Origin of the sequence: Aquabacter sp. L1I39 (genome assembly GCF_017742835.1) — a bacterium.
In the GTDB taxonomy this organism is placed as follows: Bacteria; Pseudomonadota; Alphaproteobacteria; order Rhizobiales; family Xanthobacteraceae; genus L1I39.
In genome coordinates this window covers 1485896-1507548 of sequence record NZ_CP072392.1, presented here as the reverse complement: position 1 = coordinate 1507548, position 21653 = coordinate 1485896, and the positions used below count along the sequence as shown (strand labels likewise).

The following is a 21653-nucleotide window of genomic DNA, read 5'->3' as shown; positions in this document are numbered from 1 at the left end:
CGCGCGCCGAAGGCCGCCGGCGCGCCAAGCCTTCGGCATGCTGTCCGGTGCCGGCATCTTGCGCGCCGCGGGGTCTCTTTTCCCCCGCGCCCGGGCGGGGGAGCGGCTCCGCGCCCCCGAAGAGCGCCGCGTGCGCCATTGAGCCCTCCCGCGGGAGGCGCCCCATGAGCCCGCATCCCGCGCCCCCGCCTTATGTGGAACTGGCGGTCACCACCAATTTCTCCTTCCTGCGGGGCGGCTCGCATCCGGAGGAATATGTGGTGGCGGCGCAGGCGCTTAACTATGCGGGCCTCGGCATTGCCGATCGCAACACGCTGGCCGGCGTGGTGCGCGCCCATGCCCAGGCCAAAGCTGTGGGCCTGCCGCTGGCGGTGGGGGCGCGGCTCGCCTTTGCCGACGGCACGCCGGACATCCTCGCCTATCCCGCCGACCGGGCCGCCTATGGCCGGCTCTGCCGCCTGCTCACCACCGGCAACATGCGGGCGGACAAGGGCGATTGCCTGCTCACCCTGGCCGATCTCCTGGATTGGCAGGAGGGGATGTGCCTTGCTGTGCTGCCGCCCCGCCGGCTGCCGGAGGCCTTTCCCGGCTTTCTCGCGGGCCTGAAAGAGGCCGCCGCCGGCCGGCTCTGGCTCGCCGCCACCATGCCGCGCCTCGGCGATGACGGGCGGCGCCTCGCCCGCCTGGCGGAGACCGGGCGCCGGGCGGGCCTGCCGCTTTTGGCGGTGGGGGATGCGCTCTATCATGCGGCCGAGCGCCGGCCCTTGCAGGACGTGCTCGCCTGCATCCGCGCCCATGTGACGCTGGAAGGGGCGGGACGGCTGCTGGAGCCCAATGCCGAACGCCACCTCAAGCCGCCGCGCGAGATGGCCCGCCTGTTTCGCGCGGCGCCGGAGGCGGTGGCGGAGAGCCTCTCTTTCTTCTCCCGCCTCGGCTTCTCGCTGGACCAGTTGAAGCCCACCTATCCGCGCGAGGCGCGGGAGGGCTTTGCCAGCCCCCAGGAGGCGCTGGCCGCACTCGCCTGGGGCGGCGCCGAACAGCGCTATCCGGATGGGGTGCCGGAGAAGGTGCGCCGGCTCCTCGCCCATGAGCTCGGCCTTATCGGCCAGTTGGGCTATGCGCCCTATTTTCTCACCGTGAACGAGATTGTCGGCTTTGCCCGCAGCCGGGACATTCTGTGCCAGGGGCGGGGATCGGCGGCGAATTCCGCGGTGTGCTTCTGCCTCGGCCTCACCGAGGTGGACCCCATGAAGAGTTCGCTCCTGTTCGAGCGCTTCATTTCCGCTGACCGCAACGAGCCGCCCGACATCGACGTGGATTTCGAGCATGAGCGGCGCGGCGAGGTGCTCCAATTCATCTATGAGCGCTATGGCGCGGCCCATGCGGGCCTTGCCGCCACCACCACCACCTATCGCACCCGCTCGGCGGTGCGCGAGGTGGGCAAGGTGTTCGGCCTGTCGGAAGACACGGTGGGCGCGCTGGCGGGCACCGTGTGGGGCTGGTCCTCGGGCGGGGTGAGCGCGGAGGAGACGCGGCGGCTCGGCTTCGACCCCACCGATCCGCGCCTCGCCCAGGCGCTGGCGCTCTCGCGCGAACTGAACGGCTTTCCCCGCCATCTCTCCCAGCATGTGGGCGGCATGGTGGTGACCCATGACCGGCTGGACGAGACCGTGCCGCTCACCCGCTCGGCCATGGAGGAGCGGCCCATCATCGAATGGAACAAGGACGATCTGGAGCAGGTGGGCCTGCTGAAGGTGGACATATTGGCGCTGGGCATGCTCACCGCCCTGCGCAAATGCTTTGCCCTGCTGGACCAGCGCTATGGCCGGCATTTCGCGCGCATCAGCGACGTGCCGTGGGCGGACGGGCGGGTCTATGCCATGCTGAAGCGGGCGGATTCGGTGGGCGTGTTCCAGGTGGAAAGCCGCGCCCAGCAGACCATGCTGCCGCGCCTGAAGCCGGAAAAGTTCGAGGATCTGGTGGTGGAGGTGGCCATTGTGCGGCCCGGCCCCATCCAGGGCGGCATGGTGCACCCCTATCTGCGCCGCCGGCAGGGGTTGGACCCCGTCTCCTATCCCTCGCCGGAATTGCGGGAGGTGCTGGAGCCCACCCTCGGCGTGCCCTTGTTCCAGGAACAGGCCATGCAGATCGCCATTGTGGGCGCCGGCTTCACCCCCGGCGAGGCCGACCAACTGCGCCGCGCCATGGCTACCTTCAAGCGCGTGGGCACCATCGGCACCTTCCACGACAAGCTCATCGCCGGCATGGCCGCCAAGGGCTATTCCCGGGATTTCGCCGAGAGCTTGTGGAAGCAGATCGAGGGCTTCGGCTCCTATGGCTTCCCGCGCTCCCATGCGGAGAGCTTCGCCTTGCTGGTCTATGCCTCGGCCTGGATCAAGTGCCACTATCCGGATGTGTTCCTGGCCGGCATGCTCAATGCTTGGCCGCTCGGCTTCTACGCCCCCGCCCAATTGGTGCGCGATGCCCAGGAGCATGGCGTCGCCGTGCGCCCGGTGGATGTGAACGCCTCCGCCTGGGACCATGGCCTGGAGCGGGAAGCGGGGGATGAACCGGCCACCGCTCTGCCGTCCCGCGCCCGGCTCCATCCCCGCCATGGGGACATGATCGGGGACCTCAACGCCGCCCATGCGGTGCGGCTCGGCCTGCGGCAGGTGGAAGGCTTCAAGGAGGTGGACGGGCGCCGCGTGGCCGAGCGGCGGGGGCGCGGCTATGACAGCGTGCGCGACCTGTGGCTGCGCACGGGCCTCCCCCCCTCAAGCCTGGAGCGGCTGGCGGAGGCGGATGCCTTCCGCTCGCTGGGGCTCGACCGGCGGTCCGCGCTCTGGGCGGTGCGGGGCCTGCGCCGGTCCGGCGACAAGGACGATCTGCCCTTGTTCCGCGCCGCCTCCACCCCCCGCGAGCCGGACGTGGACCTGCCCATCCTGCCGCCGGGCGGGCAGGTGGTGGCGGATTATCGCCATCTCAAGCTCTCCTTGAAGGCGCACCCGGTCGCCTTCCTGCGCCCGCGCCTCACCGAGCGGGGCGTCACCCCCTGCGACCGCCTGCCGGAGCTGCGCTCGGGCCGCCGGCTCACCTTGTCCGGCCTGGTTTTGGTGCGCCAGCGGCCGGGCACCGCCAGCGGCGTCATCTTCATGACCATCGAGGATGAGGGCGGCTGGGCCAACATCATCATCTGGCCCCGGGTGTTCGAGACCTTCCGGCCGCAGGTCATGGGCGCCCGCCTGGTGGGGGTGCAGGGCCGGCTCCAGAACGAAGGGGGGGTAATCCACCTGGTGGCCGACAAGGTGGAGGATTGGAGCTCCTTGTTGGAAGAGGTGGGGACGCAGAGCACCCGCATCGCCCCCCTCATGCCCTCCGACGAACTGGGCAAGGCCCGGGGTGGCCGCGCGCCGGGCGGCCGGGCGGCGGAGATCCGGGCGCGGATGGATGGGATGCGAGAAGGGGGGGAAGAGGGGGGTGGAGCGGGGCTGTCGGGGCCGCCCGATTCCCGCCTTCCCGGGGTGCCGGACCCCGCCTCCGTGGGCGCGGCCATGCCGCGCGGGAGGAACTTTCATTAAGGCGGGTGTTGTGACCGAGATCACCCTGTCCTCCGCGGTCACTTCACCGCAGTTCAATGCTGCTGGAAAGCGTTGACTTGGCCCTGTAGGTCCCCCTTAACTTGGCCATGACCTACCTCCTGCTCTTCATCGCCATCTGCGCGGAAGTGATCGCCACCTCGGCCCTCAAGGCCTCAGAAGGCTTCACCAAGCTGTGGCCGAGCGTGATCGTCACAATCGGCTATGTCATTGCCTTCTATTGTCTTTCCCTGACCTTGCGCACCATGTCGGTGGGGGTTGCCTATGCCATCTGGTCGGGGGTCGGCATCGTGCTGGTGGCGGGAGCGGGCGTCATTCTCTACGGCCAGAAGCTGGACATGCCGGCCATCGTGGGTCTCGGCCTGATCATTGCCGGCGTCTTGGTGGTCAACCTGATGTCGAACAGCGTCTCGCACTAGGATTTTGCGAGGAAGTCTCTGCACGTTCAGTATATCAGTGCGAAAGGTCGATGTATTTAATCTTCCCTCCGTGCATTTATATAAGAAAAAATTGCGGAAATAGTTCGTCCTGAATCTGGGGCGTGTCTTATGACGCAAGTTCGGTCCCGCTAACCGAAGCGCCCTTCCACATAGTCACGTGTGCGCGCCTCGCGTGGGGTGTTGAAGAGCTCCATGGTGGGGCCGAATTCGCCGATCTCCCCCAGATACATGAAAGCTGTATAGTCGGACACGCGCGCCGCCTGCTGCAAGTTGTGGGTGACGATAACGATCGTATATTCGCGTTTCAGATCGTCGATCAGATCCTCGATCTTGGCCGTTGTAATGGGGTCGAGGGCGGAGCAGGGTTCATCGAGAAGGATGATGTCCGGCTTCACCGCGATGGTGCGAGCGATACACAGGCGTTGCTGCTGACCGCCCGAAAGGCTTGTCCCGCTTTTCTTCAGGCAGTCTTTCACTTCCTCCCACAAGGCCGCCCGCCGCAAGGCATCTTCCACCCGCCCTTCCAGTTCCGACCGGGAGAGGTCGTTGGCCACCCGGATGCCCATGGCCACATTGTCGAATATGGACATGGGAAAGGGTGTAGGCTTTTGAAAAACCATGCCAATCCGGGCGCGCAGCGCGATCGGGTCGGTCTGCCGGGAGAGAATGTCGGCCCCGTCCATGAACACATGCCCGGTCACCTGCTGGTCCGGGTAGAGATCATACATCCGGTTGAAAACACGCAACAAAGTGGACTTGCCACAACCCGAGGGGCCGATGAAGGCCGTTACCCGTCGATCATAGACCGGCAAAGACACATCCTTCAGCGCCAGCTTCGCGCCATAGTGGAATCCCACATGGCTGACATCCAGTTTGATCGCCAAAGCAGGGGCCGAGGGCAGCGCCACCGGCGCCTCCGGCCCGCCGCCGGCAATCCCCGCCGGGATCGGCCCGGGACGTGAAAAAGCAGGACTTTCCAGCGACATAGAAGCGGCTCCGTCGATGCTGAAAGCCACCATAAACCCATATGCCGCAAGGGTCTTTGCGCCATGTCCGTCACCGAACCGTCATGTGGACGCGCGCCTTCCGCGCTTTCCCCTTGGCCCGCCGGGGCGTCCGGCGCAGTTTGGGCCCATGGCCGGCCTGATTCGCATTCTTGGACTTGATCCCGGCCTTCGCCGCACCGGCTGGGGGGTGGTGGAGGCGGAGGGCTCGCGCCTCTCTTATGTGGCCTGCGGCACCATATTGCCCCCGGAAGACGCCCCCATGGCGGAGCGTCTCGCGTGTCTTTACAAGAGCTTGGCCGAGGTGCTCGCGCGCTACCAGCCGGACGAGGCGGCGGTGGAAGAGACATTCGTCAACATGAACCCCTCCTCCACCCTGAAGCTCGGCCAAGCCCGTGGCGTGGTCCTGCTTGCTCCCGCAATGATGGGCGTTTCGGTGGCCGAATATGCCGCGCTTCTGGTCAAGAAGACCGTGGTGGGCACAGGCCGTGGGGAAAAAGCCCAGATTCGCATGATGATAGGCGTCCTCCTGCCGAAGGCGGACCCGAAGACCGAGGACGCCGCCGATGCGCTGGCGGTGGCCGTCACACATGCCCATCATCGTGGCGCGGCTGCGCTTCTGCGCGCGGCGAGGTAGGATGATGGCCGGGTCTGGCGCGCGAGGGATCGTTCATGCTGTGGGGCCATCTGGCTTTGGTGGTGTCGGCCGTATTCACGGGCGCGGCCTTCTACATCAACGTGGCCGAGCAGCCCGCCCGGCTGATGCTGGAGCCGGCAGGACAGTTGCGCCAATGGAAGCCGGCCTACAAGAGAGGTTTCGCCATGCAGGCAACCCTTGCCTTGCTGGGCTGTCTGCTGGCCGGGATTGCCTTCTCCTTGACTCGCGACTGGGCGTTTCTTGCCGGTGCGGTGCTTCTGATCGCCAATTGGCCCTTTACCCTCATCGGCAGCATGCCCACCAACCGGCAGCTCCTGGCGCTTGGCGAGGACAAGGCCGGCGCCCACAGCCAGCGGCTGATCGAGAATTGGGGCCAGTTGCACATGGTGCGCACCGGGCTCGGCATGGTAGCGACCGGGGTTCTTCTGTGGGCTTGTTTGAAATGATGGGCTTTTCCGGCATTCCGGACGGTGGGGCGCGCCCATGATCGGGAAATTGAAGGGCGTCGTGGACGGCCTTGCGGACGATCTCGTGCTCCTGGATGTCCATGGCGTCGGCTATGAGGTCCATTGCTCCAGCCGCACCTTGCAGGGCCTGCCCCGGCTCGGCGAGGCGGCGGTACTGTTCATCGAGATGATTGTCCGGGAAGACCTGATCCGGCTCTATGGCTTTGCCAGCGAGGCGGAACGGGAATGGTTTCGCCTGCTCCAGGGCATCCAGGGCATCGGCTCGAAGACCGCGCTGGCGGTGCTTTCCACCTTGCGCCCCTCGGAGCTTGCCGAAGCCATCGCCCGGGGCGACAAGGCGGCGCTGGCCCGCGCCCCCGGCGTCGGTCCCCGCGTCGCCACCCGCATCGTCACCGAATTGAAGGACAAGGGGCCGGCTTTGGGCGGGTTCGAGCCGATCCTTCCCGGCGGGGCGGGTCTTGCCGATGCCCCGGCCGGCCTGCCGAGCGCGGTCAGCGACGCCATTTCCGCCCTCACTAATCTGGGCTATCCCCCCGCCCAGGCCTCCGCCGCCATCGCCGCTGCCGTCCGCGCGGCGGGGGAGGGGGCGCCCACCGAGACGCTGATCCGCCTGGGCCTCAAGGAAATGGCCAAATAGGCCGCCCTTTGGCGCCAGGCCGCCAAGGCGTTAGATTCCGACGACTCGCAAGCCAAGGACCTCCATGACCCGCCTCATTGCCGGCGAGAAGCGTGCCGAAGACGAAGCTGACGCCACCTTGCGTCCGCAGCGGCTCGCCGACTTCGTCGGCCAGGCCCAGGCGCGCGCCAACCTGGAAATCTTCATCAAGGCCGCCCGCGCCCGCCAGGAGGCGCTGGACCATGTGCTGTTCGTGGGGCCGCCTGGCCTCGGCAAGACGACGCTCGCCCAGATCATGTCGCGGGAAATGGGCGTGGGGTTCCGCTCCACGTCCGGCCCGGTCATTGCCAAGGCCGGCGATCTCGCCGCCATCCTGACCAATCTGGAAGAGCGCGACGTGCTCTTCATCGATGAAATCCATCGCCTTTCCCCGGCGGTGGAGGAAATCCTTTATCCGGCCATGGAGGATTATGAGCTGGATCTCGTCATCGGCGAGGGGCCGGCGGCGCGGTCTGTGAAGATCTCCCTGCCAAAGTTCACCCTGGTGGGCGCCACCACGCGTTCGGGCCTGCTGACCACGCCGCTCCGGGACCGGTTCGGCATCCCGGTTCGGCTGAGCTTCTACACCATTGACGAGCTTGAGTTTATCGTCACCCGTGGCGCTCGCGTCTTCGGCATCGGCATTGCCCCCGACGGCGCGCGCGAGATCGCCAAGCGCGCCCGGGGCACCCCGCGCATTGCCGGGCGTCTTCTGCGCCGCGTGCGGGACTTTGCCCTGGTGGCGGGCTCAGACATCATCGACCGGGCCATCGCCGACCGGGCGCTTTCGGCGCTGGAAGTGGACAATGCCGGGCTCGATGCCATGGACCGGCGCTATCTCACGGTGATCGCGATCCATTATAACGGCGGACCGGTGGGCGTGGAGACGCTCGCCGCCGCCTTGTCCGAACCGCGCGATGCCATTGAGGAGATCGTCGAGCCCTTCCTGGTGCAGCAAGGCTTCATCCAGCGCACCCCGCGCGGGCGCATGCTGACCGCCGGGGCGTTCCGGCATCTGGGCCTTCCCGAGCCAGTGCGGCCGCCATCGAGCTTGCCTCTCTTTGACGAGGGGGAGTAGGTGCTGCCCCAATCGTACCCTCGCCCCGCGAGGGCGCGCGAAGCCGCGAGAGAATTTGCATGAAGAACGACATCAGCGGGGAGCGGGCGACCGCGCCGGGCGAGCTTGAGGCCCATCCCCATCTGTCCGGCCGCCTCATCCCCGGCGGGCACAGCCTGACGCTGCGGGTCTATTATGAGGACACCGACTTCTCGGGCATTGTCTACCACGCCAATTATCTGAAATTCATGGAGCGCGGCCGCTCCGACTATATGCGGCTCCTGGGCGTGGTGCAGGGCGAGTTGTTCGCGCAGGCCGCCAGCGAGGCGCCCGGCTTTCACTTCGTCGTGCGCTCCATGCAGATCGATTTCCTGAAACCTGCCCGCATCGACGATGTGCTGGAGGTTGTGACGCTCTCCAAGGAGGTGGCCGGCGCGTCCATCATGCTGGCCCAAAGCGTCCGGAGGAATGGCGAGGCACTGGTGAATGCCAATGTGCGCGTGGCCTTCGTCTCGCAAGGCCGGGCAAGGCGAATTCCCGATGCGCTGCGTAAGGCGACGCTGGAGGATTCCTTGGCGGTGGACGGCACCTCGGCACCGACAGCTTGAGCGGTTGCACGAAGGCTTGTTGCGTTGCAGCGATAACGGTGCCTTAACCTTGTTGGTGTGAATTGCGGGGAGGCAGCCATGCTGCTTCGCCGTAAGAACCGTCAAAGTTTGGACAGAGTCAGCCTGGAAAGAGCCGACGGTCGGCGGGCCATTGTCCTGTCCGACCCAACGCCGCGTTTGCGCGCGCGGCCTTTCGCATCCGAGGACGTTCGATGAACCCTGCCGACGTGGCACAGAGCGCGCTTGCCGCCCCGGCGGCGGACATTTCCCTCATCGGCCTCTTCCTCCAGGCCCACTTCGTGGTCAAGCTGGTGATGTTGGGCCTGCTGGCGGCCTCCGTCTGGGTGTGGGCGATCATCGTCGACAAGACCTTGCTGTTCGCCCGTACCCGCAAGGAGATGGACCGTTTCGAGCAGGTCTTCTGGTCCGGCCAGAGCCTGGAGGACCTCTATCGCTCCCTCGCCGGGCGCCCCAACCAGGCCATGGCCGCGATCTTCGTCGCCGCCATGCGGGAGTGGAAGCGCACCTATGAGAGCGGGGCGCGCTCCTTCGCTGGCCTCAACCAACGCATTGAAAAGGTGATGGACGTGACCATCGCCCGCGAGGTGGAGCGGCTGGAAAGCCGGCTGCTGGTGCTGGCGACGGTGGGGTCGGCCGGCCCCTTCATTGGCCTGTTCGGAACGGTCTGGGGCATCATGACCTCGTTCCAATCCATCGCCGCGTCCAAGAATACCAGCCTTGCGGTGGTGGCCCCCGGCATTGCCGAGGCCCTGTTCGCGACCGCGATCGGCCTCATTGCGGCCATTCCCGCGACCATCTTCTACAACAAGTTCATCACCCAGGCGGGCCGCCAGGCCCAGCGCCTGGAGGGATTTGCGGACGAATTCTCCGCGATCCTCTCGCGGCAGATCGACGAGCGGAGCTGACCCATGGGCATGTCCGCAGGCGGCGCGGGGGGGCGGCAGGGACGGCGCGGGCGCCGTCGCGGCAGCGCGCCGGTCATGGCCGATATCAACGTGACGCCCATGGTGGACGTCATGCTGGTGCTGCTCATCATCTTCATGGTGTCCGCGCCCCTGATGACGGTCGGCGTGCCCATCGACCTGCCGCAGACGGCGGCCAAGTCCATGGATCAGAGCAAGGATCCCATCACGGTGTCCCTGAACGACAAGGGCCAGATCTTCATCGGCGAGAGCGAGGTGAAGTATGAGGAGCTCATCACCAAGATTCAGGCCGTGACCAAGGGCAATTATGACGAGCGCATCTTCGTGCGCGGCGACAAGAAGGTGGATTACGGCGCGGTGATGCGCGTCATGGGGCGTCTGTCGGGAGCGGGATTCAAGAAGGTCGCCCTGGTGACCGAGGCTGAGCAGGGGAGCTGAGCGGGTCGGGATGCGGGTCGGACTTACGGCATCCACCATTGTTCACGGGGCGATCCTCGTCCTGGCCTTGGTGTCGTTCGCGACGCCGAGGCCCTTTGACGTGCCGCCCGAAGCCATCCCCGTGGAGGTGGTGAGCGCATCCGACGTGTCCAAGCTCACCAAGGGCAATGAAAAGGGCAAGAAGGACGAGCCGCCCAAGGTCATGGCCGAGAAGGTGGACGTTGAAAAGCCCACCCCCGACCCCAACCTGAAGGTGACCGAGAAGGAAGAGGTGGCGCCCACCCAGGCGAGCGCCCCGCCTCCGGCCCCCACCCCCCCGCCGGAGCCGGCGCCCAAGCCGCCCGAGCCGCAGCAGCAGCCCAAGGCCGAGCCTCCGCCCCCCAAGGCGGATGAGGCGCTGAAAGCGCAGCAGAAGCCGGACGAGGCCAAGCAGACGCCGCCCACGCCCTTGCCGCCCAAGAAGCCGGCACCGCCCAAGGACCCGCCCAAGCAGCAGGCGGACGCCAAGACGCAGAACAATCAGAAGTTCGACGCCGACCAGATCGCCGCTTTGCTGGACAAGCGCACGCCCCAGCGCCAGGCGGCGACCGGGGCGACGCAATCGCAGATCTCGTCGCTCGGCGCGCCGAAGGGCGATGCGCCGACGCTCAGCCTGACCGAGCTCGACGCCTTCCGCGAGAAGGTCAAGCAATGCTGGAAGATGCCGCACATCTCGGATGACAAGATCTATGTGTACATCCTGCTGCGGCTTAACCGGGACGGCACGCTGGCGCAGCCGCCGGTGATCACCGACGGGCAGATGAACCCGGACCAGAAGGCGGTGTTCGACGCCTTTGCGCTGAGCGCCCAGCGGGCGCTCATCCAGTGCCAGCCTTATACGATGTTCAAGGCTGAGAAGTACGATTCGTGGAAGGAGCTGGAACCCCGCTTCTTCCCCAACATGTTCGGTGGCTAGACCCCGGCAGGCTCGCTTTGCGGGCCCGACCGGTGAACCGTCTGCGGTCGCTGTGACTTGGGCTAAGGAGGCAGGAAAGCCTCCGCAAGAGGGCGGACCCGGCCGGGCGCCGCTTCACGGTGGGACAAAAGGCCAGGCCGGCGGGACGGGGTTCCCCGGTGGTTCGGGAGGCCGAATACAGAAGGCGAGGGTCGACGTGTCGAACGACAAGGATTTCCATTTCTTCCGCCCCAGCCGCCGGCAAGTGGTGCTCGGCGGCACCGTGGCCGCGGGGGGGCTCGGCCTCTTCACCCGCCCGCTTTTGGCCGCGCCGCGCATCGACATCCAGTCCGGCGCGCCCCAACCCATCCCGATCGCCATCACCGATTTCGTCGGCGAGGTGGAGCAGGGCCGTGCCATTTCCGGTGTGGTCTCCGCGGACCTGAAGCGCTCGGGCCTGTTCACGCCGCTGGACCCCAAGACCTTCCTCGAAGTGATCCAGAATCCGGATCTCGCCCCCCGCTTCCCCGACTGGCGCTCCATCAATGCCCAGGCGCTGGTGACCGGCCGGGTGACCCGCCAGGGGGATGGCCGCCTGAAGGTGGAATTCCGCCTGTGGGACGTGTTTGCCGGCCAGCAATTGCTGGGTCAGCAATATTTCACCCAGCCGGAAAACTGGCGTCGCGTCGCCCACATCATCGCCGATGCCATCTATGAGCGGCTCACCGGCGAGAAGGGCTATTTCGACACCCGCATCGTCTTCGTCGACGAGAGCGGGGCGAAGGATCGCCGCGTGAAGCGCCTCGCCATCATGGACCAGGACGGGGCCAACGTGACCTACCTGACGCGCGGCGACGAACTGGTGCTGACTCCGCGCTTCTCGCCCACCAGCCAGGAAATCACCTACATGTCCTACGGCCGGGGCGACCCGCGCGTCCTGCTGCTCAATATCGAGACCGGGCAGCGGGAAGTGGTGGGCAACTTCCCCGGCATGAGCTTCTCCCCGCGCTTCTCACCCGATGGCCAGAAGGTCATCATGAGCCTGCAGCAGGGCGGCAATGCCAACATCTTCGTGATGGACCTGCGCTCCAAGGCCACCACGCGCCTCACCGATACCAATGCCATCGACACTGCCCCCTGCTATTCGCCGGACGGGCGCCAGATCTGCTTCGAGAGCGACCGGGGCGGGACCTCGCAGATCTACATCATGAATGCGGATGGTTCGGGCGCCCGGCGCATCTCCTTCGGCAATGCCCGCTACAACACACCGGTCTGGTCGCCGCGCGGCGACGTCATCGCCTTCACCCGCCAGGCGGAAGGCAAGTTTGCCATCGGCATCATGAAGCCGGACGGCTCGGGCGAACGCGTGCTCACCGAGGGCTACCACAATGAGGGGCCGACCTTCGCGCCCAATGGCCGGGTCATCATGTTCTTCCGCGATCCGGTGGGCGGCGGCGGTCCCAATCTCTTCACGGTGGACGTGACCGGCTATAACGAGTTGAAAGTGCCCACCCCCGGCTATGGATCGGACCCCGCCTGGTCGCCGCTGCGTTCGTAGGCCGGGATATGTTGCATTTTTGCCGCAGCGAGCCACCGACATGCGAACCGAGGCGAACATATGTCCGCCGACCGGGTTCTGCCATGAAGACGCCATCAGCAGTGCGCACCTGGAGGATGGAGCGCTCGCCGACGGCGTTGCTCCAGTGGTCAGGCGCCCTTTCCGGGGCTTGGCCCCCGTTAGAATCTCTTTCCGGCCGGGCGGTGCCTGGACGGAGCGATCGCCGGTTTCGCTCTGCGGAGCCGCGCGTAAACCCATTGCAAACCATGACGTGCGGTTGTCTTTCCGACGGCCGTTGCAGGATCGCTTCCCCGGTGCAGCACGGTATCTGCGGAACCTTCGCTTAACCTTGACGCTGCTACAGGGAAACTCCGGTCCGAGTTGAGAAGGGAGTCCACCGGATGCTCAGTTTTGGTTCCGCCCGCGGCTTCCGGTTCGCCGCTCTGTTCGGGTTCGCGCTTGCGCTGGCCGCGTGCGCCAATACCCCGGATCCGAACGCAGCCGGTGCAGGTGCGGGAGCTGCCGGCCCGCCCGGTTCGCCTCAGGAATTCGTGGTCGCCGTGGGTGACCGGGTGTTCTTCGACACCGACCAGACCGACCTCTCGCCCCAGGCCCAGTCGACGCTGGATCGCCAGGCCCAGTGGCTGCAGCAATATGCCCGCTACACCTTCACCATCGAAGGCCATGCGGACGAGCGTGGCACCCGCGAATACAACATCGCGCTCGGGGCAAAGCGCGCCCAGAGCGTGCGCGACTATCTGGTGTCGAAGGGCATCGATCCGGCGCGCATGCGCACCATCTCCTACGGCAAGGAACGGCCGGTGGCGGTGTGTAACGACATCTCCTGCTGGTCTCAGAACCGACGGGCCGTTACCGTGCTCAATACCGGCGGCGCCTCCTGATCTGGTGCCTCGCTGCGGCATGCGCCCTGCTTGAGCGTGGGGGGCTGCCGGGTGGCAAGGAGGCGGCGGCTTTGCAGGCCGCTTCCGGGTCACACTTTGGACGCGATCGAACGCTAGAGAACGGAACCGGCCGACGCCCAGGCGTTCGGTCTGTTTAACGTTCTCCATCAGAGTGTTAGAGCTTCCTGGGCCGGTCCCTTGGGGACCAGGCGGACCGCTCGCCGCTCGTCAGGTGAAGGGCCCTTGCTTCGCCGCGAGGGCATTCCGGAATGCCGCGGGATTTCGACCTGTTGAAGCCTTCTTTCCAGGCTGGAGTGGCGACCTTGGCAAGGCCCTTGTTGCGGAAATCCACCCCTGACACCGTGCAGGCCTCCCGTGCCGGTGGTGCGCTGTTGGGCTTGACCGCCGCGCTCGTCCTGGCCGCGGCTGCCACGGGCGCCGCGGTGGCCCCGGCTCATGCCCAATCGTCCAGTGGCAATCTGTTCGGCGACCTCTTCAAGCCGCCGGGCAGTGTCCAGCAGGCCGACACCATCACAGAAGCGCAGGCGGAACTGACCGTCCGGGTGGACCGGCTGGAGAACCAACTGCGCCAGATGACCGGACAGATCGAGCAACTCCAGTTCCGAAACCAGCAATTGGAGCAGCAGGTCCGGGCACTGACCGAAGGCGGAGCGCGCCCGGCTCCTGGCGCGGGCGCGCTCCCCTCCTCGGTCCCGGGGGTTACCGCGCCGCCGCGTGGCATCGCGCCTGCCAATGTGGGAACGGCCCCGGGGCGCAGATCCGACGCATTCGATCCAGGCGAAACGCCGGGTGCGCCCGGGGCGCCGCAGCCGCTCGGGTCGCCCGCCAGCAGCTCAGCAGGCCTTGTCCGCCCTACCGTCTCTCCGACCGAACTTGGCGCGAGCGGTGCTTCAGTGCCGCCTGGGGCCGGCACCCAGGTGGCGACCCTGCCCCCCTCGGGTAGCGCACGGGACATGTTCGACCTTGCGGCAGGCTATATGCAGCGCCAGGATTATGCCGCTGCCGATCCGGCCCTGCGCCAGTTCCTGCAGGCGCACCCGTCCGATCGCCTGGTGCCGGAGGCGACCTATCTGCTCGGCGAAAGCCTGTTTCAGCGACAGGACTACAAGGACGCGGCGGAGAATTTCCTGCAGGTGTCCACCAAATATCCCAACGCGCCGCGCGCGCCCGAGGCGTTGCTGCGGCTCGGCCAGTCGCTGGCCGCCCTGAACGAGCGTGAGGCAGCCTGCGCCACGCTGGGCGAGGTGGATCGCAAGTATCCGCGCGCCGCTTCCACCCTCCGTCAGGCGGTGGAGCGGGAGCAAAAGCGTGTCGGCTGCTGAAGGCGACCTGCCCTTCGATGCCGCCGAGTTGCGGCAGGTCTTTTCGTCGTTTCTCGACCATGCTGGCATTGTTTTAGCCGTGTCGGGCGGTCCCGATTCCACAGCGCTGATGCTGCTGGCGCGGGCGTGGCGCTATGGCCTCCTGGATGGGCCAGGCTTCCTCGTCGCTACGGTCGACCACGGCCTTCGCCCGGAATCGCGGGCGGAGGCGCGCAAGGTGGCGGAGTTGTGCGGCCATCTGGGGCTGCGCCATGAAATCCTGACCTGGGAGGGGGAGAAGCCGCGCGCCCGGATCCAGGAAGCGGCGCGCATCGCCCGCTATCGCCTGCTGTCCCAGCTCGCACGGGAGCGTGGCGCCACTGCCATCGCCCTCGCTCACACCATGGACGACCAGGCCGAGACGGTTCTGCTGCGGCTGGCGCGTGGTTCCGGCCTGAGCGGTCTGTGCGCCATGCGCCCCGTCTCCAATTCCGGGGACCTCGCTCTGCTGCGTCCCTTCCTCGATATTCCCAAGTCCCGTTTGGTGGCGGTGGTGGAGACGGCGGGGATCGACTATGTGCGCGACCCCTCCAATGCCGATCCCCGCTTCGCCCGCCCGCGCCTGCGCAGCTTGGCGCCGGACTTGGCCCGGGAGGGGCTTGATGCGGCGCGGCTCGCTTTGTTCGCTCAGCGCCTGTCGCGCGCCGAGGCCGCGCTCAACGCGGCCGCCGAGGATGCACGCGGAAGGGTGAGCGAGGGGCCGTGGACGGATGGCGAGGCGCACCTGAAGGCCAGCCCCTTCATCGCCTTGCCGGAGGAAATCTCGCTGCGCCTGCTCATCCAGGCGATCGACCATTGCGCCACCGAAGGGCCGACCGAACTCGGCAAGGCGGAAGACCTCCACCGGGCTCTGAGGTCCGCGGCGCAAGGGGGGCTGGCCCTGAGGCGAACCCTCGCGGGAGCCGTGGTCACCTTGCGCAAGGGGCGGATCGACATTGCCCCCGCCCCGCCCCGGCGGACGCCCCCACAGCGCCGCGCAAGGTCGGTCGCGGCAAATTCACCCGGAGTTTGAGTAACCGTCCTTGGCAAGGAAGGGCGCGGCTCCTAAATTAGGGGGCGGACGCAACGGGAGCGACATCGGACGGCTGGCCAGAAGAGGCCCGTTTCGGTCGAAGGAGCAGCCGATGTGGACCCCGTGAGGGATCAATGAACGCCAATCTGAGAAATTTCGCCCTTTGGGTGATCATCGTCCTGCTGCTTCTGGCGCTGTTCTCGCTCTTCCAGAGCCCCGGCCAGCGCTCGAGCGCGAACGACATTTCCTTCTCGCAGCTGCTGTCCGACGTGGACCAGGGCCGGGTGCGTGACGTGGTGATCGAGGGGCCGAATATTTCGGGCACCTTCACCGATGGCCGCAACTTCCAGACCTACGCCCCCAACGACCCCTCGCTGGTGCAGCGCCTGTATGGAAAGGGCGTGTCCATCACGGCCCGTCCCCCGTCCGACAACGTACCGTGGTTCGTGAGCCTGCTGGTCTCCTGGCTGCCCTTCATCGCCCTGATCGGCGTGTGGATCTTCCTGTCGCGCCAGATGCAGGGCGCCGGCGGCAAGGCCATGGGCTTCGGCAAGAGCCGCGCCAAGCTGCTGACGGAGGCCCATGGCCGCGTCACCTTCGAAGACGTGGCCGGCATCGACGAGGCCAAGAGCGACCTGACCGAGATCGTGGAATTCCTGCGTGACCCGCAGAAGTTCCAGCGCCTGGGTGGTCGCATCCCGCGCGGCGTGCTCCTGGTGGGCCCGCCCGGCACGGGTAAGACCTTGCTCGCCCGCGCCATTGCGGGTGAGGCCAACGTGCCCTTCTTCACCATTTCCGGCTCGGACTTCGTGGAAATGTTCGTGGGCGTCGGCGCCAGCCGCGTGCGCGACATGTTCGAGCAGGCCAAGAAGAATGCCCCGTGCATCATCTTCATCGACGAGATCGACGCGGTGGGTCGCCACCGTGGCGCGGGCCTCGGCGGCGGCAATGACGAGCGCGAGCAGACCCTCAACCAGCTGCTGGTGGAGATGGACGGCTTCGAGGCCAATGAAGGCATCATCCTCATCGCCGCCACCAACCGTCCCGACGTGCTCGACCCCGCTCTGCTGCGGCCCGGCCGTTTCGACCGTCAGGTGATCGTGCCCAACCCGGACGTGGTGGGTCGCGAGCAGATCCTGAAGGTGCACGCCCGCAAGATCCCGGTGGCGCCCGACGTGAACCTGAAGGTGATCGCGCGCGGCACCCCTGGCTTCTCCGGCGCGGACCTTGCCAACCTGTGCAACGAAGCCGCGCTCATGGCGGCCCGGCGCAACAAGCGCATGGTCACCATGTCCGACTTCGAGGACGCCAAGGACAAGGTCATGATGGGCGCCGAGCGGCGTTCGCTGGTCATGACCGAGGAAGAGAAGATGCTGACCGCCTATCATGAAGGCGGGCATGCCATCGTCGCCCTCAATGTCCCGGCCACCGACCCCGTGCACAAGGCCACCATCATCCCGCGCGGCCGCGCGCTGGGCATGGTCATGCAGCTGCCGGAGCGGGACAAGCTCAGCATGTCCTATGAGCAGATGACTTCGCGCCTGGCCATCATGATGGGCGGACGGGTGGCGGAAGAGTTGGTGTTCGGCCATGACAAGGTGACTTCCGGCGCCGCCTCCGACATCGAGCAGGCCACCCGCCTCGCCAAGATGATGGTGACCCGCTGGGGCTTCTCGGATCTGCTCGGCCAGGTGGCCTATGGCGAGAACCAGGACGAGGTGTTCCTGGGCATGTCCATGCAGCGCCACCAGAACATCTCCGAGGCCACCGCCCAGACCATCGACAAGGAGGTGCGCCGCCTTGTGGACGAGGGCTATGCCGAGGCCACCCGCATCCTCACGGAGAAGCGCGAGGCCCTTGAGGCTCTTGCCCGCGGCCTGCTGGAGTACGAGACGCTCTCCGGCGACGAGATCGTGGACCTTCTGGACGGCAAGCCGCCGGTGCGGGACACGGTCATCGAACCCTCCAATCCGCGGGGCTCCGCCGTGCCGACGGCCGGCAAGAACCGGCCCCGCCCGGGTGGCCCCGCCGGCAGCATTGAGCCGCAGCCTCAGGCATAAGGGTAAATTACTACTTCGCGGAATGACAAAGGCGGGTGCGCACAGCACCCGCCTTTTGTGTTTGCCGGCTTGATTGAGCGATGACGCTTGGTAACCTCACGTTGAGGCGTTCGGGCTTGAAGGGCCGCTTCGCACATGCGAAGAGAAACGCCCAAATTGTTGCGGTGCCGTGAAGTCTTTGGGGGATGGCGATCATGGCCCGCCCGGTGTCAGCCGGGAACAAAGCGCAGGAGGCGGCTGCGATGCACGGCGACGCGATGAGCTTGTCCTCTGCGGCTCTGATGGCGGGATTCACCCGCGCGCACGTGCTCGCCGAGCCCTTGCAACTGCCGCCTTCGCGGGAGGCGGCGGCCCATGTCCCGTTCCTGTTCTGGCTCGCGGGCCAGCTTCTGCCCCGGCACAGTGTGGATCTCACCTCGCCCTCCACAGGTTGCGGTGTTGCGGTGGGGCAGGCCCTGACGGTGCTCAGTGAGCCGGGCTCCGTTCTATTGGCCTCGCCTGTCGCTGTGGACCTGCCCCTGCCCATCGCAGGCCGACTGCAGGTCCTGCGTGAGCCACTTGAGCAGACTGCTGAAACACCCGCGCCGGGGGGGGTCGATCTCCTGATTCTCGACAGTGCCTCAGACGCATCGGCGTTCGAACTGTTCGAGGCGTGGCGATCGCGGCTGTCCGACCGGGCCGCGGTGGTTCTGGTGGGGACCCGTCTCGCCACAGCCGAGGGCGAAGTCGCGCGCCTCTTTCTCACCTTGAGCGCCAGTCTGCCCTCTTTTGAACTGCCAGATGGCGGAGGCCTCGGGCTCGTCCAAATGGGCGCGCACATGCCGCGGGAGCTGGCGAGCCTCCTTTCGATGCCTGGCGCACCGGCCGATGAGGATCTGGTCCAGCAGGTGCGTACTTTCTGTGGTCGCATCAGTGCACCGTGGTGGGAGGCGGCCCGCGGGCAGTCGCCTGGGCGCGATGCCGGCGCACCGGACGCCTTGTCGGATCGCCTCGAGGCGCTGGCTGAAGAGCTGGAACGGGAGCGTCGCGCCGGTGCTGCTGTGGCGCGTGAACTGGAGGATGCGGTCGCCGCGACCTCCGAACGCCAGGCGCAGCATATCAGCGAACTGATCGAGCGCCTGACGAACGCGGACCGTGATCTCAGCGGAGCGCTCGAAAAGCTGCGGGCCGCGGCGCCGCAGGCCGCGCGTGCCGAGCTTCTGGAGCAGGATCTGGCGACCGAACGGCTGCGGGCCGCGGCGCAGGCGCGGGAACATGCGGCCGCGATCGCCGAGCTGGAACGGCAGCATGCGGCCTATTCCGGGGCCCTGGCGGACCATGCCGCCGCCACCCGGGCGGATCTTTCAGTGGAACGGCTGCGCGCGCAGCGCCTTTCCGAACAGCTTTCCGGAGCCGAGCGACGGTTGAACCGCTTGCGCGAGGATATTGCGGAGCAGGCCCGCCGTCTCGAGGCGGTCGCCCTTGATGTGGAGATGGAGCGGGCCCGCCGGCGCGCGCTGGCGACTTTCATCGCCGGCCGTTACGTCTCGGCGCGCCGGGGCCTGCGCGGCTTGATCGGCCGCCTGCTGCGTCGCTTCGGGCCGGGGGATCTGGCCTATCGCTGCCGCGCCCTCAGCGATTCCGGCCTCTTCGACCGCGACTTCTACGTGCGGGAATATCCCGATGCGGGAGGACGCCGGGTCGAGCCAGTGGTGGACTTCCTGATCCGTGGAGGCTTCGAGGGGTGCCGGCCCAATCCCGTCTTCGACAGCGCGTTCTATCTGAATTCCTATCCGGATGTGCGCAGCGCCGGCGTGAATCCGCTTTGGCACTACGCTCTTTACGGTGAGGCCGAGGGCCGACTCCCCAGCCAGTTGTTCGATCCGAAGGCGTATCGGGCGGCCCATCCGGAGCTTCCGCCCGATCAGTCGGCCCTTGCTCACTATCTGGCGTCGCACTTCCCTGCCGCCTCCTGTGAGACGTCACGCCGCACGCTCGGCGCCCGGCTGCGTCGCGCCTTGCGCTTTCCCGGACGAGGGCTCGGCCATCGGACAAGGCTTCTGCGGCCGGTGGCCCCGGCCCCCGTCGGCGGGAGAGCCGATGCCCGTTTCATTGCCTTCCGCCCCTCGCCTGATCGGCCCGGCGGCGATCAACTGACGGCGGTTGAGGCCGGCACATATGAATGGGTCGCCCAGGGCCCAGGCTACACTTATCTGGCGCCCCGCCGGCCGTCCGATCTTGATGAGCAGATCGCGGCACTTCGCTCGGCGCCGGTCTTCTCGATTCTCGTGCCCCTCTACAACACGCCGCCCGCTTTGCTGAAGGCGATGATCCGCTCGGTCCAGACCCAGTGGTACCCCCACTGGGAACTGATCCTGGTGGACGACCTAAGCCCCGATCCACAGGTGCGTGCGACGCTCAGTCAAATTCAGGACCCGCGCGTCACGGTGCACTTCGCAGACAGGAACCAGGGCATTTCCGGCGCCACCAATCAGGCCCTCGCCATGGCGCAGGGGGATTATGTGGTGTTCCTGGATCATGATGACGAGCTCACGGAGGACTGCCTCTACGAACTGGCTCTCTGCATCGACCGTGAGGGCGCCGACTTCATCTATTCCGACGAGGACAAGATCTCGACTGACGGACGGCTGGTGGATCCGTTCTTCAAGCCGGACTGGTCTCCGGACATGCTGATGAGCCTGATGTACACCTGCCACGTCTCCTGCGTGCGGCGCACCTTGGCGGTGGAGGTGGGCGGACTGCGGGCGGAGTTTGACGGCTCGCAGGACTGGGACTTCGTCTTGCGCGTGACGGAGCGGACCAGCCGCATCGCCCACGTCCCGAAGGTTCTCTATCACTGGCGGATGATTCCCGGTTCTGCCGCCCACACGTTCGATGCCAAGCCCCAAGCGCTGGATGCGGCGGTTCGCCTGCGGCTGGAGGCCTTGAAACGGCGGGGCCTGGAAGGGGAATGCGAGGCGGTGGAGGGGCTGCCGGCCTACCAGCGCATGCGCTACCATGTGGCTGGAAACCCCAAGGTTTCCATCATCATCCCTTCCAAGAACAATGGCGACACGCTGCGCAATTGCGTCACGTCCATCCAGGAGCGCAGCACTTACCGGAATGTGGAGCTGGTCATCGTCGACAACGGCTCGTCGTTGCCCGACACCCTGTCCTATCTGGAGGGGCTGGCGAACGGCGGGTCGCAGGTGATCCGCCACGATAAGCCGTTCAACTTCTCGGAGCTATGTAATGTGGGGGCACGCGCCGCCACAGGCGATTTCCTCCTGTTTCTCAATGACGATACTGAAGTCCTCTCCGCCGATTGGCTGGAGCGGATGCTCGGCTATGCCCATCTGCGCCACGTGGGTGCTGTGGGGGCAAAGCTGCTCTACCCGCAGAGCTTGCGGGTGCAGCATGCTGGTGTGATCTGCATCGCCGATGGCCCCAGCCACGCCTTCCTCGGCGCCCAGGAGAGCGACCCCTGCTACTATGCCCGCAACATGCTGGAGAGCAATTGGCTGGCGGTCACGGGGGCGTGCCTCCTGGTGGAGCGGAGCAAGTTCGACCAGGTGAGCGGCTTCGACGAGTCGTTTCCGGTCGCCTATAATGATGTGGACCTGTGCTATCGGCTGGTGGAAGCCGGTTATTTCAACGTGGTGTGCCCTGCGGCGCAGCTTCTGCATTACGAATCCATGTCGCGCGGCCTTGATCACCAGAGCAGCGAAAAGATGGCGCGGCTGCGGGCCGACAAGCGCCGGCTCGACGCCCGGCATCCCCGCTTCTTCATGAACGATCCCTTCTTCAGTCCCAATCTCCATCCCAATGATGTCATGTTCTCCATTCCGGGCTGATCATCTGCCCGCGAAGCACTCCCCCAATTGAGGGCTGTCACCGGCGGCTGCGGGCTGGTACCCCTCGGACGTGGCGCTTCGGCGCCGCGGTGACTGCACGCGAAC

General features: G+C 66.6%; 17 protein-coding genes. 16 read left to right on the top strand and 1 reads right to left on the bottom strand.

All coding sequences use genetic code 11. The features are described from left to right. Positions 1 to 164: 164 nt before the first annotated feature. Entirely contained in the window at positions 165 to 3578 is a 3414-nt protein-coding gene (locus J5J86_RS06520; protein WP_209104051.1) for an error-prone DNA polymerase, read from the top strand. Between the two features lie 107 nt (positions 3579 to 3685). Continuing rightward, complete coding sequence (locus tag J5J86_RS06515; RefSeq protein WP_209104050.1) at positions 3686 to 4015, top strand: DMT family transporter; 330 nt, start codon at positions 3686 to 3688, stop codon at positions 4013 to 4015. Positions 4016 to 4164: 149 nt separating this feature from the next. Here J5J86_RS06515 and pstB read toward each other — a convergent pair whose 3' ends face one another. Next, entirely contained in the window at positions 4165 to 5022 is an 858-nt protein-coding gene (gene pstB / locus J5J86_RS06510; protein WP_209105275.1) for a phosphate ABC transporter ATP-binding protein PstB, read from the bottom strand. Between the two features lie 148 nt (positions 5023 to 5170). Here pstB and ruvC point away from each other — a divergent pair, with 148 nt between their 5' ends. The 14 genes from ruvC (at position 5171) to J5J86_RS06440 (ending at position 21548) form a co-directional block, all read left to right on the top strand. Further along, positions 5171 to 5677: a crossover junction endodeoxyribonuclease RuvC gene (gene ruvC / locus J5J86_RS06505; protein WP_209104049.1), complete on the top strand. Its 507-nt coding sequence runs from the start codon at positions 5171 to 5173 to the stop codon at positions 5675 to 5677. Positions 5678 to 5712: 35 nt separating this feature from the next. Beyond that, a complete protein-coding gene (locus tag J5J86_RS06500; protein ID WP_209104048.1) occupies positions 5713 to 6144 on the top strand; it encodes a DUF1772 domain-containing protein in 432 nt (143 codons plus the stop codon). A gap of 37 nt (positions 6145 to 6181) precedes the next feature. Then, a complete protein-coding gene (ruvA, locus tag J5J86_RS06495; RefSeq protein WP_209104047.1) occupies positions 6182 to 6802 on the top strand; it encodes a Holliday junction branch migration protein RuvA in 621 nt (206 codons plus the stop codon). A 64-nt stretch (positions 6803 to 6866) separates the two neighbouring features. Then, complete coding sequence (gene ruvB, locus J5J86_RS06490; RefSeq protein WP_209104046.1) at positions 6867 to 7898, top strand: Holliday junction branch migration DNA helicase RuvB; 1032 nt, start codon at positions 6867 to 6869, stop codon at positions 7896 to 7898. A 59-nt stretch (positions 7899 to 7957) separates the two neighbouring features. Continuing rightward, on the top strand, positions 7958 to 8485 hold the full coding sequence (gene ybgC / locus J5J86_RS06485; RefSeq protein WP_209104045.1) for a tol-pal system-associated acyl-CoA thioesterase: 528 nt from the start codon (positions 7958 to 7960) through the stop codon (positions 8483 to 8485). A gap of 212 nt (positions 8486 to 8697) precedes the next feature. After that, the gene (gene tolQ, locus J5J86_RS06480; RefSeq protein ID WP_209104044.1) at positions 8698 to 9411 is read left to right on the top strand and encodes a protein TolQ; all 714 of its coding nucleotides are present in this window, start codon (positions 8698 to 8700) and stop codon (positions 9409 to 9411) included. A gap of 3 nt (positions 9412 to 9414) precedes the next feature. Then, a complete protein-coding gene (gene tolR, locus J5J86_RS06475) occupies positions 9415 to 9867 on the top strand; it encodes a protein TolR (protein WP_209104043.1) in 453 nt (150 codons plus the stop codon). Between the two features lie 10 nt (positions 9868 to 9877). Continuing rightward, positions 9878 to 10822: a cell envelope biogenesis protein TolA gene (locus J5J86_RS06470; protein ID WP_209104042.1), complete on the top strand. Its 945-nt coding sequence runs from the start codon at positions 9878 to 9880 to the stop codon at positions 10820 to 10822. 196 nt (positions 10823 to 11018) lie between these two features. Continuing rightward, positions 11019 to 12359 carry a Tol-Pal system beta propeller repeat protein TolB gene (gene tolB / locus J5J86_RS06465; RefSeq protein ID WP_247658131.1) on the top strand — a complete coding sequence of 447 codons (1341 nt, stop codon included), beginning with the start codon at positions 11019 to 11021 and terminating at the stop codon, positions 12357 to 12359. Positions 12360 to 12760: 401 nt separating this feature from the next. After that, positions 12761 to 13261 (top strand): peptidoglycan-associated lipoprotein Pal, encoded by a 501-nt coding sequence (gene pal / locus J5J86_RS06460; protein ID WP_209104041.1) that lies wholly within the window; start codon positions 12761 to 12763, stop codon positions 13259 to 13261. Positions 13262 to 13530: 269 nt separating this feature from the next. Beyond that, positions 13531 to 14604 (top strand): tol-pal system protein YbgF, encoded by a 1074-nt coding sequence (gene ybgF / locus J5J86_RS06455; protein ID WP_209104040.1) that lies wholly within the window; start codon positions 13531 to 13533, stop codon positions 14602 to 14604. Next, the gene (gene tilS, locus J5J86_RS06450; RefSeq protein ID WP_247658126.1) at positions 14591 to 15655 is read left to right on the top strand and encodes a tRNA lysidine(34) synthetase TilS; all 1065 of its coding nucleotides are present in this window, start codon (positions 14591 to 14593) and stop codon (positions 15653 to 15655) included. The genes ybgF and tilS overlap by 14 nt, the downstream gene beginning before the upstream one ends. 134 nt (positions 15656 to 15789) lie before the next feature. Beyond that, positions 15790 to 17715, top strand: coding sequence for an ATP-dependent zinc metalloprotease FtsH (gene ftsH, locus J5J86_RS06445; RefSeq protein ID WP_209104039.1), 1926 nt, complete (start codon positions 15790 to 15792; stop codon positions 17713 to 17715). Positions 17716 to 17972: 257 nt separating this feature from the next. Beyond that, positions 17973 to 21548: a glycosyltransferase family 2 protein gene (locus tag J5J86_RS06440; protein ID WP_209104038.1), complete on the top strand. Its 3576-nt coding sequence runs from the start codon at positions 17973 to 17975 to the stop codon at positions 21546 to 21548. Positions 21549 to 21653: the final 105 nt, after the last annotated feature.

Excerpts from the sequence above, each read along its gene's own strand:
- ruvC (WP_209104049.1), top strand. The coding sequence starts at position 5,171 with ATGGCCGGCCTGATTCGCATTCTTGGACTTGATCCCGGCCTTCGCCGC.
- J5J86_RS06500 (WP_209104048.1), top strand. The coding sequence starts at position 5,713 with ATGCTGTGGGGCCATCTGGCTTTGGTGGTGTCGGCCGTATTCACGGGC.
- ruvA (WP_209104047.1), top strand. The coding sequence starts at position 6,182 with ATGATCGGGAAATTGAAGGGCGTCGTGGACGGCCTTGCGGACGATCTC.
- ruvB (WP_209104046.1), top strand. The coding sequence starts at position 6,867 with ATGACCCGCCTCATTGCCGGCGAGAAGCGTGCCGAAGACGAAGCTGAC.
- tolR (WP_209104043.1), top strand. The coding sequence starts at position 9,415 with ATGGGCATGTCCGCAGGCGGCGCGGGGGGGCGGCAGGGACGGCGCGGG.
- pal (WP_209104041.1), top strand. The coding sequence starts at position 12,761 with ATGCTCAGTTTTGGTTCCGCCCGCGGCTTCCGGTTCGCCGCTCTGTTC.
- ybgC (WP_209104045.1), top strand. The coding sequence starts at position 7,958 with ATGAAGAACGACATCAGCGGGGAGCGGGCGACCGCGCCGGGCGAGCTT.
- pstB (WP_209105275.1), bottom strand. The coding sequence starts at position 5,022 with ATGTCGCTGGAAAGTCCTGCTTTTTCACGTCCCGGGCCGATCCCGGCG.
- tolQ (WP_209104044.1), top strand. The coding sequence starts at position 8,698 with ATGAACCCTGCCGACGTGGCACAGAGCGCGCTTGCCGCCCCGGCGGCG.
- J5J86_RS06470 (WP_209104042.1), top strand. The coding sequence starts at position 9,878 with ATGCGGGTCGGACTTACGGCATCCACCATTGTTCACGGGGCGATCCTC.
- J5J86_RS06520 (WP_209104051.1), top strand. The coding sequence starts at position 165 with ATGAGCCCGCATCCCGCGCCCCCGCCTTATGTGGAACTGGCGGTCACC.
- ybgF (WP_209104040.1), top strand. The coding sequence starts at position 13,531 with ATGCCGCGGGATTTCGACCTGTTGAAGCCTTCTTTCCAGGCTGGAGTG.
- J5J86_RS06440 (WP_209104038.1), top strand. The coding sequence starts at position 17,973 with ATGAGCTTGTCCTCTGCGGCTCTGATGGCGGGATTCACCCGCGCGCAC.
- ftsH (WP_209104039.1), top strand. The coding sequence starts at position 15,790 with ATGAACGCCAATCTGAGAAATTTCGCCCTTTGGGTGATCATCGTCCTG.
- J5J86_RS06515 (WP_209104050.1), top strand. The coding sequence starts at position 3,686 with ATGACCTACCTCCTGCTCTTCATCGCCATCTGCGCGGAAGTGATCGCC.